The 19,203-nt window shown below is 61.5% G+C and carries 15 protein-coding genes; 6 read left to right on the top strand and 9 right to left on the bottom strand.

All coding sequences use genetic code 11. The features are described 5' to 3' along the window. Positions 1-253, bottom strand: a 253-nt coding sequence (locus BMZ23_RS07200; protein ID WP_177197240.1) for a transposase, incomplete at its 3' end; no start/stop codon positions are given. An 86-nt stretch (positions 254-339) separates the two neighbouring features. On the opposite strand from BMZ23_RS07200, the gene BMZ23_RS07195 reads away from it, so the two are divergent. The 3 genes from BMZ23_RS07195 to BMZ23_RS07185 are packed head-to-tail and all read left to right on the top strand — an operon-like array spanning position 340 to position 4,011. After that, positions 340-1,302, top strand: coding sequence for a sensor histidine kinase (locus BMZ23_RS07195; protein WP_281242310.1), 963 nt, complete (start codon positions 340-342; stop codon positions 1,300-1,302). Next, the gene (locus BMZ23_RS07190; RefSeq protein ID WP_093474710.1) at positions 1,286-2,902 is read left to right on the top strand and encodes a diguanylate cyclase; all 1,617 of its coding nucleotides are present in this window, start codon (positions 1,286-1,288) and stop codon (positions 2,900-2,902) included. Before BMZ23_RS07195 ends, BMZ23_RS07190 begins: the two co-directional genes overlap by 17 nt. Further along, entirely contained in the window at positions 2,902-4,011 is a 1,110-nt protein-coding gene (locus BMZ23_RS07185) for a response regulator (protein WP_093474707.1), read from the top strand. Before BMZ23_RS07190 ends, BMZ23_RS07185 begins: the two co-directional genes overlap by 1 nt. Before the next feature lie 14 nt (positions 4,012-4,025). Here the strand turns inward: BMZ23_RS07185 and BMZ23_RS07180 are convergent, their stop codons facing one another. From BMZ23_RS07180 to BMZ23_RS07145, 8 genes are all read right to left on the bottom strand, one after another. Continuing rightward, positions 4,026-5,663 (bottom strand): methyl-accepting chemotaxis protein, encoded by a 1,638-nt coding sequence (locus tag BMZ23_RS07180; protein WP_093474704.1) that lies wholly within the window; start codon positions 5,661-5,663, stop codon positions 4,026-4,028. A 182-nt stretch (positions 5,664-5,845) separates the two neighbouring features. Beyond that, the gene (locus tag BMZ23_RS07175; RefSeq protein WP_093474701.1) at positions 5,846-7,867 is read right to left on the bottom strand and encodes a methyl-accepting chemotaxis protein; all 2,022 of its coding nucleotides are present in this window, start codon (positions 7,865-7,867) and stop codon (positions 5,846-5,848) included. Between the two features lie 161 nt (positions 7,868-8,028). Then, positions 8,029-11,397 carry a bifunctional diguanylate cyclase/phosphodiesterase gene (locus BMZ23_RS07170; protein ID WP_093474698.1) on the bottom strand — a complete coding sequence of 1,123 codons (3,369 nt, stop codon included), beginning with the start codon at positions 11,395-11,397 and terminating at the stop codon, positions 8,029-8,031. A gap of 89 nt (positions 11,398-11,486) precedes the next feature. Further along, the gene (gene aroE, locus BMZ23_RS07165) at positions 11,487-12,305 is read right to left on the bottom strand and encodes a shikimate dehydrogenase (protein WP_093474695.1); all 819 of its coding nucleotides are present in this window, start codon (positions 12,303-12,305) and stop codon (positions 11,487-11,489) included. Next, a complete protein-coding gene (hemF, locus tag BMZ23_RS07160; RefSeq protein ID WP_425431669.1) occupies positions 12,305-13,210 on the bottom strand; it encodes an oxygen-dependent coproporphyrinogen oxidase in 906 nt (301 codons plus the stop codon). The genes aroE and hemF overlap by 1 nt, the downstream gene beginning before the upstream one ends. A gap of 38 nt (positions 13,211-13,248) precedes the next feature. After that, positions 13,249-13,806, bottom strand: coding sequence for an L-threonylcarbamoyladenylate synthase type 1 TsaC (tsaC, locus tag BMZ23_RS07155; RefSeq protein ID WP_093474692.1), 558 nt, complete (start codon positions 13,804-13,806; stop codon positions 13,249-13,251). Positions 13,807-14,066: 260 nt separating this feature from the next. Beyond that, entirely contained in the window at positions 14,067-15,104 is a 1,038-nt protein-coding gene (gene dprA, locus BMZ23_RS07150) for a DNA-processing protein DprA (RefSeq protein ID WP_093474689.1), read from the bottom strand. A gap of 84 nt (positions 15,105-15,188) precedes the next feature. After that, entirely contained in the window at positions 15,189-16,214 is a 1,026-nt protein-coding gene (locus BMZ23_RS07145; RefSeq protein WP_093474686.1) for a LysM peptidoglycan-binding domain-containing protein, read from the bottom strand. 143 nt (positions 16,215-16,357) lie between these two features. Here BMZ23_RS07145 and def point away from each other — a divergent pair, with 143 nt between their 5' ends. The 3 genes from def (at position 16,358) to rsmB (ending at position 19,203) form a co-directional block, all read left to right on the top strand. Next, a complete protein-coding gene (def, locus tag BMZ23_RS07140) occupies positions 16,358-16,870 on the top strand; it encodes a peptide deformylase (RefSeq protein ID WP_093474683.1) in 513 nt (170 codons plus the stop codon). A gap of 63 nt (positions 16,871-16,933) precedes the next feature. After that, the gene (gene fmt, locus BMZ23_RS07135; RefSeq protein ID WP_093474680.1) at positions 16,934-17,887 is read left to right on the top strand and encodes a methionyl-tRNA formyltransferase; all 954 of its coding nucleotides are present in this window, start codon (positions 16,934-16,936) and stop codon (positions 17,885-17,887) included. After that, positions 17,884-19,203 (top strand): 16S rRNA (cytosine(967)-C(5))-methyltransferase RsmB, encoded by a 1,320-nt coding sequence (gene rsmB / locus BMZ23_RS07130; protein WP_093474677.1) that lies wholly within the window; start codon positions 17,884-17,886, stop codon positions 19,201-19,203. Before fmt ends, rsmB begins: the two co-directional genes overlap by 4 nt.

Raw genomic sequence — 19,203 nt, 5'->3', positions numbered from 1 at the left:
CCAGCTGCTCCATCAGCATCCGCTCGCTGCGCAGCGAGTAGAACAACTGCAGCAACTGCGCCCGCATCAGCTTCTCGGGGGCGATCGAGGCGCGGCCGGTGTCGGCATACAAGGTGTCGAACAGGGCGCTCATCCGCTGCAGAGCGGTGTCTGCCAGCTTGCGGATGGCGCGCAGTGGGTGAGTCGCTGGCACGAAGTCATCGAGCTTGGCGACAGTGAACAAGGATTCCTGAGTGATATCGGCGCCACGCATGGAAATCGGGGTTCCCGGCAGATTGGAGCCGATATCGTAAACCTTACACGGCAAAGTCAGACAGGCCGTAGGCGAATTTCAACAGGCTGCTAGAGCGATGGGCGGCATTGGCCGAGCCAGAGGGTATGCAGCAGGGTCTTGAAAAACTGCGCCAGCACCTTGAAGGAGAAAAGAACTACCACGAAGCGCGCTATCGTCTGCGACACCGTGACGGGCACTGGGTCTGGGTCGAGGATCGCGGACAGATCACCGCCCGCAACGACAAAGGCCGCCCTGTCAGCATAAGCGGCACCACCACAGACATCACCGAAGCCTACGAAGCCCAACAGGCCAAGGCACGCTTCATATCCACCGTCAGCCACGAGCTTCGCACCCCCCTGACAGCCATCAACGGCGCCATCGGCCTGCTGGCCGGCGGGGCGCTGGGCTCCTTTGAACCGGCGGTTCAGAACCTGCTGCAGATTGCCCGAAATAACGGGCAGAACCTGGTCATGCTGATCAACGATCTGCTGGATCTTGACCGTCTGCAATCCGGCAAGCTGCAGCTGAGCCTGCAACCCCAACGACTGCGGCCACTGCTGGAGGGTGCCCTGCAGCTCAACCAGCCCTATGCCGACAACTTCGCGGTACGGCTAGTCGCTGAGCAGCTCGACGACGCCGAGGTACTGGTCGACAGCCAGCGGTTACTGCAAGTGCTGGCCAACCTGTTATCGAATGCCGCCAAGTTTTCCCACAGCGGTGGCGAGGTTCAGCTGCGCTCTGTCCTGGGACACAACATGATTCGGGTCAGTGTGACCGATCACGGCATCGGCATAGACCCGCAGCAACAGCACCTGCTGTTCAGGACATTTTCCCAGATCGACAGCTCTGACGCCCGCCAGCGCGGCGGCAGCGGTCTGGGCTTATCCATTTGCCGGGATCTGATCGAACGAATGAACGGCATCATCGGTGTTGATTCAGAGGCCGGCACGGGGTCATGCTTCTGGTTCGAGTTACCGCTGGCCGGCCCCGCAAGCAAGGCAGGAAATACGCATGATCAACAAGACTGAACTGCAGCAACAACTGGCTGCGCTCGGCGCCGGCTATCGCCAGCAGCTGGCCCACGAGCTTCCCGAGCTGTTGCAGCTGCTAAATGAGCCACTGAGCGACAGGTTGCGCCAGCAACTGGAGCAGCGCCTGCACAAGATTGCCGGGTCGGCAGGCACCTTTGGGCACGCCGAACTGGGCGAACAGGCACGCACGCTTGAACTGCAATGTCGCGAGCAGGACAACCTTTCGCTGCTGCACAAGCACCTGAAATACGGCATCGGCCATATGCAGCGCTTGCTGGACAGTACGCAGTCCGATCAACCGGCAACCCCCAAAACACCTGAGCTACCCGGGTCGGTCATGTCTGCCGCCAGCCATAGGATCGCCCTGCTGGTTCCGAACAACGCACTAAGCGCACAGATTGGCAACACCCTCGGCAGCTTCGGTTACCAGGTCCATTTGGCAGAGCAAATCCCGGTTGCCGGAGACGATCAGCAGCCCGACTACGACGCGCTGATTATTGATCTTGATCCGTTACCGGACGCCAGAGCGACCCTGCAACAGTTGGCACAACAGCAACCGACGCAGCCGCTACCACTGCTGGCAATCAGCAGTGACAACAGCTTTGAGTTACAGCTGCTGGCGGTGCGTGCCGGAGCCAGCGGCTTCTTCAGCAAACCGGTAGACCTCACCGCTCTGGAAAATCGCCTGGAAAACAGCCTTAACAGCCATCAGCAGAGTCCAGCACGGGTACTGGTAGTGGATGATGACGAGCAACTGGCTACCCGCTACCTTACGGTATTAAGCGCCGCCGGGATGCGTTGCGAGCACCTGCAGGACCCGACCCTGCTGCTGCATACCATGCACCGTTTTCAGCCGGACGTGGTGCTGATGGATATCAATATGCCCTCAGTCAATGGCGCAGAGCTGGCCCGCCTGATCCGTCTGCACGACAGCTGGCTACGGGTGCCAGTCATCTACCTCTCGGCAGAGTCCGACAGCACCCGGCAACTGGCCGCACTGTTGCAGGCCGGCGATGACTTTATCAGCAAGCCGATCTCCGACCAGCGCCTGCTGACCTCAGTCACCGCGCGCGTCCAGCGTGCCAGGTCAATCAGCCAGGCACTCTCACGCGACAGCCTGACCGGGCTGCTCAAGCACGCCGACATCAAGGAACAAATAGGCCTGGAATGCGAACGTGCCCTGCGCCAGCAACAGCCGCTGAGTCTGATCATGCTCGACATTGACCACTTCAAAAGGGTCAACGATACCTATGGCCATGCCGCCGGCGATAACGTAATTCGCGGACTCGCCAACCTGCTGCGCCAACGCTTGCGCAAGCTGGATCGCATTGGTCGGTACGGCGGCGAGGAATTTGTCGCCTTGCTGCCCAATTGTGCAGCAAACGATGCCGCAACCGTTATTGACGACATTCGCCAGTCCTTTTCCCAGCTCCTGTTCAGCGGCCCCGAGGGCACCTTCCAGTGCAGTTTCAGTGCCGGCATCGCCTGTTGTGCAGCGCCCGACTGGGACGCCACGGAGCTGCTTGAGCGTGCTGATCAGCAGCTGTATGCCGCCAAACATGCCGGCCGTAACCGGGTAATCCTGGAGCAGCGCTGATGCAGAATGTACTGCTGATAGAAGATGATCCCTGGATTGCCCAGCTGCTGACCCAGGTAGTAGCCGGGTTGTGGCCAGGTGCACAGATCGAGCACACCCAGGACTTGCGGCGCGGGCTGAACCGAATCAAGCAGCAACCACCCGACCTGCTGATCGCTGATCTCAATTTACCGGATGGCAGTGGTCTTGAGGCGATTGCCACCCAGGCCCGACTGCGCCCGGCCAGCCAGCGCATTCTGACCACTGCACTGACCTCGCGCGAGCTGGTACTGCAAGCGCGCAAGGCCGGCATTACCGGATTTATCGCCAAGCCCTTCAGCCTGGACAACCTGATTGAGCGCCTGCAGCAACTGTCTCCGGCACACACCGACGCCCCCGCACCGGTGATAGAGGGCGGCCTGTCTGACTACCTGGCCGAACGTTTGCGCCAACAGCTGTACCTGCCTGTACTGGCTCCCTTCCCCAGCCCTGAAGAGCTGCCGCTGTCTGGCGCCCAACTGCTCGAGTGCGCCAACCTGCAACCCGCTTTCGCAGCCAATCTGCTGGCTACCGCCAATTCAGAGCGCGAAAACAATCTCGCCAACCCCTGCCTGTCCGTCGCCGAGGCGCTGGCACAGCTGGGTGGCGACGTTGCGAACGAGCTGCTCGAACGGCTGCTGCGTACCTCGCCACAGCTGCAGGATGACGACCTGCGCGCACTGGCCGATCGCTGGCAAGCCCAGCAGCTGGAAATGCAGCGAATCCTCAGCCTGCTGGCTACCCGCCACAGCATCAACCCGCAGCCCTTGTGCAGTGCGGTCAGCCTGAGCCGCCTTGGCGAGCTGTCACTCTTGTGCGCCGTGCAGAACTTTCGGCGACTAGGCCAGCATTGCACCCTCGAAGACATTGAGCAGGCCCTGCAGCAATCTGCCGGCGAATACGGCAACCAGATCAAAATCCGCAAAGCCATTCCGGCACCTCTGCGGCAACTGATCGGCGCCCTGTTCATGACCCCACGCGGCACCCCCGGTAAAGGGCAGCTGATGATGCGCCTCGCCGCGATAGAGGCGGGCATGCCACACAGCACAGACGAGACTGCCCAGCTTGAGCGTTTGCTCGGTGGGATCTAGGGACTGTTGCTCCGTCAACGCACCACAGTATTCAGACAGGCTGCCAGCAAACCGCTGCGCTGACGCAGACGCCCGGTCAGTCCGGCCATGCGGCTGATTTCGCCCTGCAGGTGAAGCAAACCACTTTCGGTATGCCGCACCACCGCACTGGCGCTGTCGCCCAGTTGCTGGATACGGGCAATCTTTTCGGTAATCTCGGACGAGGCCTTTTGCTGCTGTTCAGCTGCAACCGCTGTACTGTCACACAGCAGCCGGATCTCACCGATATGGCTGACCAACTGTTCCAGCATACCGTTTGTCTGGCCTGAACGCTGCTCGGTATGCCCGGCATGTTCACGACAGCGCTGCATGGCTTCGGTGGCAGCACTTACTGTACTGACAAAGCGACCGATGATGCTGCTGATCTGCTCGGTTGAATCACGGGTGCGCAGCGCCAAATTACGTACCTCATCAGCGACCACAGCGAACCCGCGCCCCGCTTCACCGGCCCTCGCCGCTTCAATGGATGCATTGAGCGCCAGCAGGTTGGTCTGTTCAGTGATCGCGGCAATCACCTGCAGCGCCTCACCAACCTGGTGGCTGGCCTGCTCCAGCTGATTGATTGTGTCTGCTGCCGCCTGCAGTTCACTGGACAACAGCTGCATTGCCTGTCGGCTGGAACCAATCAACTGCTGGCCGTTACCAACATCCTCATGGGCCAGTCGCACGCGCTCGAGCATGCTCATGGCATTACGTGCCACTTCACTGGCAGTCATTGAGGTTTGCTCACTGGCGGCTGCTATGGTGCAGGTTTCACCGGCCTGCTGATCGACTGCCTGACAGGCTTGGCGGCCCTGTTCCAAACCTTGTTCAGCATTATCGTGAAGCCCCTGAATCACCCCCGACAACCGCTTTACCACCGCATCCAGTTCCGCCGCCTGCTGTATCTGTGCCAGATGCAGACTGCCCACATCATCCAGCCGCCCGGTAAAAATCAGCTCGGCCAGAGGGTCGTTCACCACCTGCCGCGCCCGGCCGATAACAGTCCTTAGCGGCCGTATCAACCACCAGCAACCGGCTGCCGCGAGCAACACACTGCCCAGCAGCACCAATAATCCGGCCAATGCGCTGGCACTCCAGTCGGTCAGTGCGAACAACAGCCACTGGCCAATCAGCAGCAGACTGCTGAGTAGGCCCAGCTGCAGCGCCAGCCCGGGACGACGGCGCAGCTGCGGTACGCTAACCGGCCCCTTGTCCGGCTCGTTCTGGCGCAACTGTGAGTAGAGTTTTTCGGCCCGTTGACGCGCGCCCTCTTCGAGCCCGGTACGTACCGACTGATACTCGATGACCTTGCCCTGTTCATCCAGAATAGGGATCGCGTAGGCCTTTACCCAGTAGTGATCACCATTCTTGCAGCGGTTCTTCACCGCGCCCAGCCAGGAATTGCCTGCCTTGAGCTGCTGCCACATGGCCTCGAAGGCAACACGCGGCATATCCGGATGACGGATCAGATTATGTGGCTGCCCCAGCAGTTCTTCCTGCCGGTAGCCACTGATGGCGGTGAACTCATCGTTGATATGGTTGATCCAGCCTCGAGGATCAGTGATAGAGAGGATATTGGCTTGCAGCGGAACCGGTTGTTCGCGCTGGGTCACGGGCTGGTTATTGCGCACGACTGACTCCTCAAGACACCCTCTACCAGATAAAGCCTGAGAATAAGCGTCAAATATGGTGTTTTTACTAAAGCGCAGCCCAGTCTATTGACGGCTTTCCGCCATTACCTTGATCAAAATCAAGTGGCAAAACGAAAAGACCCGGCATTCGCCGGGTCTGGATCTATGGAACAGCTGCAGACTCAGTCTGTTGTGAAGTGGCTGATCTTCTGCTGCAAGGTATCTGCCAGCTCACCCAGACGATTGGCGGTCTGGTGGTTGGCGCCCACCGCATCGCCGTTTTCACGGGCCATATTGGCGATGGTCTCGACTTGCTGGGCAATTTCGTTTGAGGCGGTGCTTTGCTCACTGAGTGCGTGGGAAATTTCCGCCACTGTACTCAGCACCTTTTCCGCGCCGTCACGAATCAATTGCATGGCATCACCCGCTTCACGGGCGCGCTCAACACCCTGATTGACCCGCTCGACACCTTGCTCCATGCGCGTCACCGCCTGCTGCGAGCCTTCCAGAATCAGGCCAACCATATCGGTGATTTCGCGTGTTGAGTTGGCGGTGCGCTCGGCCAGCTTGCGCACCTCGTCAGCCACCACCGCAAAGCCACGGCCCGCCTCACCGGCGCGCGCCGCTTCAATCGCGGCATTCAATGCCAGCAGATTGGTTTGCGCAGCAATATCGCCGATTACATCAACAATTGCCGAGATCTGTGATGAACGCTCACCAAGCTCTTCGATAGTACGTGCCGAACGCTGTGATTCGGCGGCAATCTCGCTGATCTGCTCGACCACCGCGGCAACGATCTGGCCACCACGATCGGACAGCTCGCCAGAATGCCGCGCCAGCCCATCGGCTTCGTTGGCACTGCGGGCGATATGTTCGATACCCACGGTCATCTGCTCAACCGCAGCGGCCATGCTGGACGCCGCATCGGTCTGGCGCTGGGAGGAAACGTGAATCTGCCCCGAGGCGGCGGCCAGATCGCCTGCCGAGTCGGCCACCTGGAAGGCGTTGTGCTTGATGCTGCCAATCAGGCCGCGCATGCTGTCGGCCATTTCATTGAAACTGCTAGCGACGTAACGCAACTCGTCACTGGCATCAAGATTGATATGCGTGCGTAAATCACCGGCAGCCAGCTGCTGGCTGCCATGTCGCAAGCTGCGAATGCTGCCCATTACCGACAGGTAGGCTCCAACTGACAAATAGCCGATGATCAGTAACGCGACACCGAGCACCAGAATGTTCAGGTGCAAGGTGTTGCGCGCCTCGTCACGTCGCTGTTGCAGCAGCGTATCCAGCGTTGGCAGCAGCACTTCATAGACCTGGCTGTAACCGATGGCGATGCCTGCAGTGGTCAGTTCGAAAAACTGCTGGGCCGGCATTACCCGCAGATTGTCCTGCATCACTATGGCCTGCACTACCTGATCAACCTCGCGAGCCTTGGCGTGCATTTCACGTACGGCACTGTTCAGGGCTGTCGCCAATTCCGGCCGCACCGCGGCCACCTTGAGCAGATCGCGCTCGACCAGCCGCAAGCCTCTGCCAATTTCTTCGTTCAGCACCGCAAGCGCCAGTCGCGCCTCGGTATCCAGCGCCCCCTGGGCCAATACGCCAGACCCGCGAGCGCGCAACTGGCCAAAATACTCAAGCATCATCGGCAGCCGGTTCACCGCCGCATTCATCAGGTAAAAACTGCCTGCCTCGGGTGCAAAGCTCAGTCCGTATTGATCGGACAGCTCGCCCTGCCAGTGCAGCATCACACCAATCAGTGCGGTATGCCGGGCAAAGTTCTCACTACGGCTGGCCTGCATGCCATTGGCACGCAAGGACGACCACTCACTGCCAATCTGCCGCCACAGATTGCTGTTACGTTGCGTCTCGTCCAGCTCTGACGCTACCCGTTCCAGCGCACGCTGCACTTCGGCTTCGCGCTCAGCACGACGTCCGCTGGCGTCCTGATTGCCGCCCAGCACCATGGACGACAGTCCGCGATGCTGCTGGGTCAGCTCGATCATGCGCGCCACCGGGTGCATCAGCTCGCCGCCGCGCATCTGGCTTTCCGCCCGCTGGATTGTGCTGTTCAACTGCCCGGCCAACGCCAGCATCAAACTGGCAAAGGCAATAAACGCCAGCACGCCAAGCAGGGCGAACTTGACCGGGTAAATCATTCGATTCATCAGCAACGTGGCGGGGGCAAACAGGGCTTTCATGGTGATTACCTGTGGGAACGGGTAGTGACGCCAATCATGTTCGGAAAGATGGCGCCGAATGTCTGACAGGATCAGTCAGGCTCCTGATGCTCGCCTTGATCCATATCAAACGGTTATGGCATAACGCCGTCAAACACCGCGACCTCTGGTCGCAGCAGGATTCAGCCGGCCGCTATCGGTTGGCCGCAACCTTGCAAGTAGCGGGCAAACGCCTCAGCCGGCAGCGGCCGGCTGAGCAGATATCCCTGGGCCAACTGGCAACCACAATCACGCAGGAAGTCCCGCTGCTGCTCTGTCTCCACGCCCTCAGCCAGGGTCTGCATTCCAAGACTCTGTGCCAACCCAATGGTTGCCTGCACTATCGCCGCATCATCGCTGCCCGGATGCATCTCACGCACGAAAGACTGGTCGATCTTCAACTTGTCCAGCTTGAAGCGTTTAAGATAGCTCATGGACGAGTAGCCGGTACCAAAATCATCCAGGGCAACACTCAGCCCCAGACCATGCAGACTGTCCATCACCGTCACCGCCAGTGCCGGATCCTGCATGGTGATGGTTTCCGTCAGCTCAAGCTCCAGCGCTGATGCAGGCACGCCATGCTGTTGCAACAACTGCCGGATCCGTTCAACCAGGCCCAGATCCATAAACTGCACACCCGACAGGTTGACCGCCACACTCAAGTCCCAACCGCTCGCGCGCCACTCGGCCAGCTGGCGTACCGCCTCTGACAACACCCAGTCACCGATTGGCACTATCAGGCCGCTGTTTTCTGCCAGCGGAATGAACTCCGCAGGGGACACCGGGCCAAATTCGGGATGCTGCCAGCGCAACAGTGCTTCAGCGCCCACCAGTGCGCCACTGTGCAGATCGTGCTGTGGCTGGTAATGCAGACTCAACTGCCCCAGCTCAAGAGCCCGGCGCAAGGCATTCTCCAACTGCAGGGCACGCTGGTAGTAGGCCTGCAGGCCCGGTGTATACAGACTGAAGCTGTTGCGTCCCTGCTGCTTGGCGCGGTACATGGCGATGTCGGCATTGCTGCGCAAACCGGCCAGATCTTCGGCATCTTCGGGGTACAGGGCGATACCGATGGATGCGGTGACGGTCAGCTCGTGGCCTTCCACATGCAGCGGGCTGGCCACAGCATCCAGAATGCGCTGAGCCACATGCGTTGCGACATCCGCATCGGCATCAGGCAACAACAGAATGAACTCGTCGCCGCCGGTACGTGACAGGGTATCCTCATCACGTAACAGGTCTTGCAACCGCTTGGCAAACGCCACCAGCAAGGCATCGCCAGTTGCATGGCCAAGGGATTCGTTGATGTTCTTGAAGTTATCCAGGTCGAGGAACAGCAGGGCCAGCGAATGGTCGCCCCGCTGCGCCATGCTCAGGGCCAGAGTTGCCCGGTCATCAAACAGCACCCGATTGGGCAGGCCGGTCAGCGCATCATAATTGGCCAGTCGGTGTATCTGCTCCTGTGCCTGCTTGCGCTGACTGATATCGGTAATCACGGCAACATAATTGGTCAGCATGCCGGCTGTATCCAGCACCTGGCTGATGACCAGCCACTCGGGATAGATACTGCCATCCTTGCGGCGGTTCCATACTTCACCCTGCCAGCGGCCGTCACGCTGCAGGGCTTCCCACATGTCCCGATAGAAGGTTGCATCGTGCCGCCCCGATGAAAGCATACGCGGTGTCTGACCAATAGCCTCCTCGGCGCTATAACCGGTAATCCGCTCGAATCCGGGGTTAACCATCAGGATACGCTGGTCAGCATTTGTGACCATGTAGCCTTCATTGCTCTGCTCGAAGATGCGTGCAGTCAGACGCAACTGCTCATCAGCCCGAACATAGTCATCAATATCGATATGGGTACCGACAATACGACCGGTCGTCCCACCATCTGCGTCACACAACAATCGCCCGCGAGACAGAATCCAGATCCATCCCCGCTCGACATGCCGCAGGCGAAACTTGATCTCGTAAAGGCTCTCTGGGCGTTCGCGCACATAGCTCTGGAAGCATTCTTTGGCCATATCGCGGTCATCGGGATGCATCAGCTCGGTCCATACATCAAGGCTGCCGGCTGGAGCACGCAGGGACAGATTTCGCGGGTCCATGCCCAGCATATAAAAATATTCCGGGCTGCAATCCAGTCGGTTACGCTCGATATCGAACTCCCAGGCTCCGGTATTGCTGGCCTCGATAAAGCTGCGATAACGCTGTAACGACTGGCGTACCTGCAATTCCGCACGCATGCGCTCGGTGATATCCCTGGACAGAACAACCAGTCGCGCCGGGCCATCGTTAAGGGATGGCTTGCGCGCCACCGACAATTCGAAGCGGCGCTCACCGATAGAGAACTGCCGTCCCATTGACAGGCCTCCATGTGCTGCTTCGCGCAATGCAGACAGCACCAGAGCGGCCTGATCGGCTGGCATGACCTCGCTGACACAACGCCCCTGCAGCTGCTCAAAGGGCAATTCCAGACGATCTTCATGCAAGGAGAAGAACTGCAGATATCGCCCCTCTTCGTCCATCTCAAACAACAGGTCGGGGATGGCGCTGATAACACTCATCAGGTCATTGCGCGCCTCATTGATCTGCCGGGTACGCTCGATCACCTGATGCTCCAGGTCCCGACGGTTATCGCGCACCACCAGCAGCACCCTGACCAGGCTGGCTGCCAGCACACAGAACAACAGCGCCAGCAGGGCCATCAACAGCAGCCCGGGCAGGCCCTCCAAACGCGACGGACGCTCAACCTGCAACAGCCATTCATTGTTGGGCAATTGCAGCGTGCGCTGGTAAGTGGCAATAAAGGGACGCGACGTTGACTCTACGATCAGATCCAGGCCGCCATTATGCGGATTGCGCCGCAACAGGCGGTACTGATGTCCAGCCTCCAGCAAGGCACGCAACTCCGGTTGTGCCGCCAGCAGATCGAGCCTGAGCATGACGCTGGCAAATCCCCAAAAACGTTCGTACCCGTGCTCGTCGCTGAGAAATATGGGCAACCGGGCCGAAGCGCCGCGATCACCCCGTTCCAGGTAGAAGGGACCGGTAACGGTCAGGCTTTTGTTGTGCAGTGCCAGGTAGGCATCGTCACGCTGGACCGGATTATTGAAGTGATCAGTGCCTATTACCCCGGCAAACACCTGGCGCGGCCAAACGTACTGCAGCACGCCGCCAGGCGACAGGGAAATCAGGTCAAAGCTGCCATATTCATTGGCGATATCCTGGGCCAGGCCATCAAAGTCCTCGACCACACCGCCTGATTCACGGACTATCGCTGCCAGTTGCCGGGTGGCGCCAAAGGCCTGATCAAGATAGCGGTTGAGGCTGTTGGCATGCGAGGCAACGCGGGTTTCAAACTGCGCCTGCTGACTGTTCTGGGTCAGGCGGAACACCGTATAGACAATGCTGGTAGCCACCAGCAGACCACCCAGCAACACCACCCAGAAAATCAGCCAGTGACGATTGTGACGTCTTGCAGAGGCTTTGACTGTCGAAATCGGTTCTGGCATGGATGCGATAATCACCGGTTGAAAGAACTGGAAAGATACCCGTCAAAGTATGCAGCCAATCAGAGTACCTGTCAGCCAGCACTTGGCCATTACGCACTGCTGGTGCGTAATTTACGCAATATAGACGCTGTTTGTGGTCTTATCCCGCGCCACAGTGCAAAAGCCTCAGCGGCCTGCTCGATCAGCATGCCCAGCCCGTCGATGCAGCGCGCCGCACCCTGATCCGCCGCCCAGCGGTTGAAGGCGGTCGCCTCGTGGCCGTACATCATGTCGTAACACAGGGTGTGGCCTGGCTCGATCAGCTTTGCCGAGATCCCCGGGACCTCACCGCCCAGGCTGGCGGAGGTGGCATTGATGATCAGGTCCACCGGCTCCTCGATCCAGTCAAAGCCGGCGGCACTGATCGGCCCCTGCCCGACAAACTGTGCGGCCAGCTGTTCTGCCCTGGCCACCGTGCGGTTGACCACGCAGAGCTGCGCCGGCTGTGCCTGCAACAATGGCCGAATCGCCCCGCGTGCGGCGCCACCGGCACCCAGCAGCAGCACGCGCAGGCCGCGCAGGGCGATCCGCTGGTTCACCTGCAGATCCTGCAGCAGCCCGCGGCCATCGGTGTTGTCACCGAACAGGCGGCCATCCGCCAGCCGCATCACGGTATTCACCGCACCGGCGGCCTCGGCCTCAGCACTGCGCTGGTCAACCAGCGCCCAGGCCTGCTCCTTGAACGGCACAGTCACATTGGCACCCTGACCGTCGCGCAGAAAGCCGTGCAGGGTCCCGGCAAAATCATCCAGCGGCGCCAGCAGTGCCTCGTAGCTGATCTGCTGCCCGGTCTGTTCGGCAAACAGCCGGTGAATCAAGGGCGACTTGCTGTGGCCGACCGGATTGCCGATGACTGCATAGCGATCCATCAGTTGGCCTCCGCCAGCCAGTCGCGCGGCGGCAGGAACTCTTCCAGCAGACGCGCTTCCTCGCTGCCCGGCTGCGGCTGCCAGTCATAGCCCCAGCGTACCGTCGGCGGCAGCGACATAAGGATCGACTCGGTACGCCCGCCACTCTGCAGACCGAACAGGGTGCCGCGATCCCAGACCAGATTGAACTCCACATAGCGGCCGCGGCGGTATTCCTGGAAGCGCTTGTGTTGCTCGTCAAAGGACGTGTGCCGGCGCCGTTCGATAATCGGCAGGTAGGCCTGCAGATAGGCATCGCCAACCGCGCGCAGGAACTCGAAGCTGCGGGCAAAGCCCCACTGGTTCAGGTCGTCAAAGAACAGTCCGCCAATGCCGCGCGCCTCGTTGCGGTGCTTGAGAAAGAAATACTCGTCACACCAGCGCTTGAAGCGTGGATACACCTCATCGCCAAAGGGCGCACAGGCGTCACGGGCGACCCGATGCCAGTGCACGCAGTCCTCATGGCTGGCGTAGTAGGGAGTCAGGTCAAAACCGCCACCAAACCACCAGACCGGCTCGGCGTCTTCCTTTTCAGCTATGAAAAAGCGCACATTGGCGTGCGAGGTCGGCACAAAGGGATTATCCGGGTGCATCACCAGCGACACACCCATCGCCTGAAAGCCGCGCCCGGCCAGCTCCGGACGGTGGGCACTGGCAGACGGCGGCAGGCTGTCGCCAAACACATGGGAAAAACCCACGCCACCCTTCTCCAGCACCGCACCGTTCTCGATGATCCTCGAACGGCCACCGCCGCCGCCCGGACGCTGCCATTCATCGGCACTGAAGATGGCACCGCCATCGGCGGCCTGTAGCGCAGTGCAAATGCGCTCCTGCAGGGCCATCAGGTAGTCTTTCACGGCGGCCACGTCGGTGGCGCTGGGCAGGTCTGCTTTCACGGAGCCTCTCAGGATGGTCGGATGATCTGGTCGGTACGCAGATCACGAATGATACTGGGATTGCGCCGCCCACCCAACCGGCCCGGCACTATCGCCTCCAGCTGCCCATGGAAATACTGCTCGATACGCAAGCGGTTGCGTGCCGGCGGTCGTCCGGCCGGATTCGCCGAGGTCGAGACCAGCGGCCCGCAGGCCCGGCACAGCTGGGCTACCAGTGGATGGTCGGTAACCCGCAGGGCAACCGTATCGTGTTCACCGCTAATCCATGCCGGCAAACGGCCCTGGTGCGGTACCAGCCAGGTATTCGGCCCCGGCCACGTCAGCCGCAGGCGCGCCAGCCAGGCGTCCGGCAGGTCATGCAGGAGAAAATCGAACTGTTCGATGGACGCCGCCACCAGGATCACACCCTTGTGCACCGGACGCTGCTTGAGCGCCAGCAGCGCCTCGACTGCGGCACCATCCCAGGGGTTGCAACCCACCCCCCAGACCGCTTCGGTAGGGTAGGCAATCACCCCGCCAGCCGCCACCACCCGCTTGATTTGCACCACGCGCCAACTGGGCAACATTGCTGATTCCTCGCATGCACTTGACCGGACCGGCGCCCATCTTAGCCAGTCCGTCAGCGACTGTCGCTGTCGTGGTTACCGGTTGCAACACTGAGAGGCTAAACACCCAAAGCTGAGCAAGCTCGATGGCCAAGGGGCGGTGCTGGACACGCCGCAAGTACGTCCCTGTAGGCTCGCGCCCAGCCATCCCTGGCTGGGCACGGTCCAGAACCGCTCCTTGGCCATCGAGCTACCCGCAAAGATTGAACGATGCTATTCACTCAGCGCCGGCAGTAACCACCCGCCAGCGACTGCACCAGCCCGTCCAGCTCGAGTTGCAGCAAGCGCTGCAGCACCTGCTCGATCGGCAGGCCACTCCGGGTACTCAGCCAGTCAGCGCTGACCGGCGCGCAGTCCAGCCAGGCCAGCAGCGGATCGGCCGGGGCAGGGGCGCTGTCCTGCTGCAATGCCTGCTGCAACGGCAGCCGCAGACACTGCAACACATCCGCCACGCACTCCACCAGTTGCGCCCCCTCACGCAGCAACTGGTGGCAACCACGCGCCATCGGATTGTGGATCGACCCGGGCATGGCAAAGACCTCACGGTTCTGCTCCAACGCCAGCCGCGCAGTGATCAACGAACCGCTGTCGAGACTCGCCTCGACCACCAGGCAACCCAGACTCAGACCACTGATAATCCGATTTCGGCGGGGAAACACCCCCGGATGCGCCGCCGTCTGCAAGGGCACCTCGCTGACCAGCGCACCGCCGCACTCGACAATCTGCCGGGCCAGTTTCTGGTGCCGGCGCGGGTAGCAGTTGAGCAACCCGGTGCCCCACACCGCCACAGTTGGCGCCGATACATCCAGCGCGCCCTGATGGCAGGCCGCATCCACCCCCAGCGCCATGCCGCTGGTAATGCACAAGCCGGCCTGACTGAAAGCCCGGGCAAACTCGCGAGCTGTAGCCGCACCCCGTGGAGTCGGATGCCGGGTACCAACCATGGCCAGTTGCGGGTCCTGCAGCAATTGCAAATTGCCCTGCACATACAGCTGGGCCGGTGGATCGGCAATCGCCGCCAGCGCAGATGGGTAATCGGGGTCCTCAGGCAGCAGCAGGTGGCAATCATCTGCCCGCAGCCAATCGAGGGTCTGCTGCAGACGCTGTTGCAGCGGCGGATCCTGGCGGTGCAGGTCTGAGAGCGATGGCAGGCTGGTGGCGAACAGGCCGGCAGGGGCACCCAACTGGCGCCGCTGCGCGGGATCCAGCAGGCTCAGGGTCAGTCGCTCAAGGCGTTGCGAAGTGGCAGAGAAAGGCATCGATCATCCTGATCGGCCGCCAGCGGCGGCGAAATGAAACCGGCAGCCACATGGCTGCCGGTCGGTCCTTGCAAAGGGACAGGCTCAGGGATTGCGTACGCGATCCATGGCCGCCATCTGACGGGTGGCATTCAGTACGATGCCGTAGCTCATGCGTTCGTAGGGACGGAACACCATCAGCAGGCCGGCACGCTCGTCGGGCAGGCGCACACTCTCGTTACTAATGCGGTCACGCACCACCTCGCCAGCCTTGAAGATGGCCAGCACGCTGCCCTCTACCAGACCGTCGCGGCTACCTTTGTTGATGATCACCACATCGAACTGGCCGATCTGCTTCACGCCACGCGGCACATCGAGAATCAGGCCATCAATCTCGCGATCAGGATCACTGGGGAAGAAGGTCGAATTGACTGCACGCTCTTCGGTTTCCAGCAGGCGGTCACCCACCCGGACTTCCTCATTGGAGCGGTTGATCACCAGCGTAGCGATATCGCGCTCATGGGCCACCACGGTGGACTGACCAATCTCATCGGCATGCAGACCAAGGAACTCCCCGGTGACCGGATCGCTGTAGCTCTTGCCACGGCGGTATACCGCAAACACTTTCTGATCGTCAGTCACTTCGCCACGGGCATAGACACGGTTGCCGGCACCGGCAATCACGCTCTCGGCCTGACCACCAATGATGTAGGGCGCACCTTCCAGCTCGGCAGGGGATTCAAAGATACGGCCTGCGCGCAGAAAAGCATTGATGGCTTCCAGCGGAATGGTCGGGATGGCTTCGGCAACCGGCGTGCTGCGTACGGTTGGCGACAGGCGGATGGTGCCACCCTGGCCACGGTTGACGGTCAAGCGTGGCTGCCCATCGATATAGACCAGCGAGATGATGTCGCCGGGATAGATCAGGTGGGGGTTGGCGATCTGCGGATTGGCATGCCAGATTTCCGGCCACTTCCATGGCAGACTGAGGAACCTGCCGGCGATGTCCCAGAGGGTGTCACCCCTGACCACCTCGTAACGCTCCGGATGGTTGTCCTTGAATACCGCGTCCTGGGCTTGGGCAAAAATGCTCATGGAGAGCATCAGCAAGCCGACTAGTGTTTTCCTCATGACATGAATCCCTTTATTATAGAGGCCAGCGTCTCAGGTCTGACGGCATGCGCCACGACAGCAGACCCGCTTTGTAATTCCAGGCTGCTCATCATCTTAGCAGCACAACTTGGATTTGATCCACAGGTGCAGTGCAAACCGACATGGCCATTCTGAATATTCTCGAATTTCCCGATCCACGCCTGCGCACCATCGCCAAACCGGTGGCCGAAGTGGACGAGCGCATTCGCAGGCTGGTCGACGACATGTTCGAGACCATGTACGACGCGCCGGGCATCGGCCTGGCGGCAACCCAGGTGAATGTACACGAACGCGTGATTGTGATCGACATTTCAGAAGACAAGAGTGAACCGCTGGTATTCATCAACCCGGAACTGCAGCCGCTCACCGATGACCTCGAGCAGATGCAGGAGGGTTGCCTGTCGGTTCCCGGCTTCTACGAAACGGTCACCCGTCCTGAACGGGTGCGGGTGCGCGCGCTGGGGCGCGACGGCCAGCCCTTCGAGCGCGATCTGGAGGGGTTGCTGGCGGTGTGTATCCAGCATGAGTGCGATCACCTCAACGGCAAACTGTTCGTTGATTACCTGTCCAATCTGAAGCGCGATCGCATCCGCAAGAAACTGGACAAGATCCATCGCCAGCAGGCCAATGCCTGAGATGCGCCTCCCACTTCCAAGGCTTGCTGCGGCAAGCCTTTTTGTTACGCCACGGGAATACCGATGAACGTCGAAGACCTGCGCCTTGTTTTTGCCGGCACCCCCGAGTTCGCCGCCGCCCACCTGCAGGCGCTGCTGGGAGCCGGCCTGCGACCGCTGGCGGTATACACCCAGCCCGACCGCCCGGCCGGACGCGGGCAGAAACTGGCGATGAGTGCGGTCAAGCAGCTGGCCCTGCAACACGACTTGCCGGTACGCCAGCCAGTCTCCCTGCGTGACGCCGAGGCCCAGGCCGAATTGACCGCATTGCAACCCGACCTGCTGGTGGTGGTTGCCTACGGGCTGATCCTGCCGCAGGCGGTACTGGATATTCCGCGACTCGGCTGTATCAACAGTCATGCCTCGTTGCTGCCACGCTGGCGTGGCGCGGCACCCATCCAGCGCGCCATTGAGGCCGGTGACCCGGAAACCGGGGTCACCGTGATGCAGATGGAAGCCGGCCTGGATACCGGCCCGATGTTGCTGAAAACCCGTACCCCGATCAGCACCACGGACACCGGAGGCTCACTGCACGACCGGCTGGCGCAGATCGGCCCGCCGGCAGTGCTCGAGGCGATCCGCGGACTGGCCGCCGGCAGTCTTGCCGGTGAAGTGCAGGATGATGCGCTGGCCTGCTACGCGCACAAGCTGAGCAAGGCCGATGCTGCGATCGAATGGCAGCGCCCGGCCAGCGAACTGGAACGGCGCATCCGCGCCTTCAATCCCTGGCCGCTGGCGCATGCGCAGTGGCAGGGTCAGGCATTGAAAATCTGGGCCGCCGAGTGTGCCGAAGGGCAGGGGCAACCGGGGCAAATACTCAACTGCAGCCGCGACGGCCTGCTGGTCGCCTGTGGTGACCGCGCCTTGCGCCTGACCCGCCTGCAGCTGCCGGGTGGCAAGCCGCTGGCCTTCAGCGATCTGTACAACGCCCGCCGCGATCAGTTCGCCACCGGCATGCGCCTGGACAACGGCGCATGAACCCGCGTCTGGCAGCAGCCCGCGCGCTGGCCGCAGTAATGGCCGGCAAGGCCTCACTGGGCACCAGTCTGCCGACCCAGCTGGCAAAGGTGGAGCCGCGCGACCAGCCACTGACCCGCGATCTGGCCTTCGGTACCGCCCGCTGGTTCCAGCGCCTTGAGGGGCTGGCCAATGCGCTGCTGGAAAAACCGCTGAAGGCCGCCGAACGCGAGGTGCAGGCACTGCTGCTGGTTGGCCTGTACCAGTTGCTGTACACCCGCATCCCGTCGCATGCCGCTATCAGTGAAACCGTAGGTGCCGCCAAGGCGCTGAAGAAACCCTGGGCCGGCGGCCTGCTGAATGCCGTGCTGCGGCGCGCCCAGCGCGAGGCCGCCGAGCGGCTGCCGGCGCTGGAGCATGACCCGGTGATTCGGCTGTCACATCCGCGCTGGTTGCAAAAGCAACTGAAGGCCGACTGGCCGACAGACTGGGAAGCGATCTGTGTCGCCAACAACCAGCACCCGCCACTGACCCTGCGCTGCAACGCGCTGAAAACCGACCGTGACTGCTACCTGCAGCAACTGGCCGATGCCGGGATTGCTGCCCGTGCCTGCCGCTTCAGCCCGGTCGGCATCACCCTTGACAGCCCCTGTGACGTGCAACAGCTGCCCGGCTTTGCCGAGGGTCTGGTCAGCGTGCAGGATGAGGCCGCACAACTGGCCGCACCGCTGCTCGACGTGCAACCCGGCCAGCGGGTGCTGGATGCCTGCTGTGCGCCCGGCGGCAAAACCTGCCACCTGCTGGAGCTGCAGCCGCAGCTGGGCGAACTGCTGGCACTGGATCTGCAGCCGTCGCGCCTGCAGCGGGTAGAAGAAAACCTGCAACGCCTGGGGCTGGCGGCCACCCTGCTGGCCGCCGATGGCCGCCAGCTCGACGCCTGGTGGGACGGCCAGCCGTTCCAGCGTATCCTGCTGGACGCCCCCTGCAGCGCCACCGGGGTGATTCGCCGGCACCCGGAGATCAAGCTGACCCGCCGCGCCGAGGACATTCCGGCGCTTGTGGCACTGCAGGCCGAGCTGCTGGATGCACTGTGGCAGACCCTGGAGGCGGGCGGCGTGCTGGTGTATGCCACCTGCTCGGTGCTGCCGGAGGAAAACAGCCTGCAGATAGCCGCCTTCCTGGCGCGGCATGCCGACGCACGTTTGCAGGAAACCCAGACACCAGCCGGCATTCCCGGCCCGTTGGGCCGGCAGTTGCTGCCGCAGGAGCAGGGTCACGACGGTTTCTATCTCGCCAGCTTGACCAAAATCAGCAGCAGCGCTGCCGACAACAGCTAG

It is taken from the genome of Halopseudomonas yangmingensis (genome assembly GCF_900114825.1).
In the GTDB taxonomy this organism is placed as follows: Bacteria; Pseudomonadota; Gammaproteobacteria; order Pseudomonadales; family Pseudomonadaceae; genus Halopseudomonas; species Halopseudomonas yangmingensis.
Note: the sequence above shows the minus strand (reverse complement) of the source record. Positions and strands in the feature narration are given on the sequence as shown.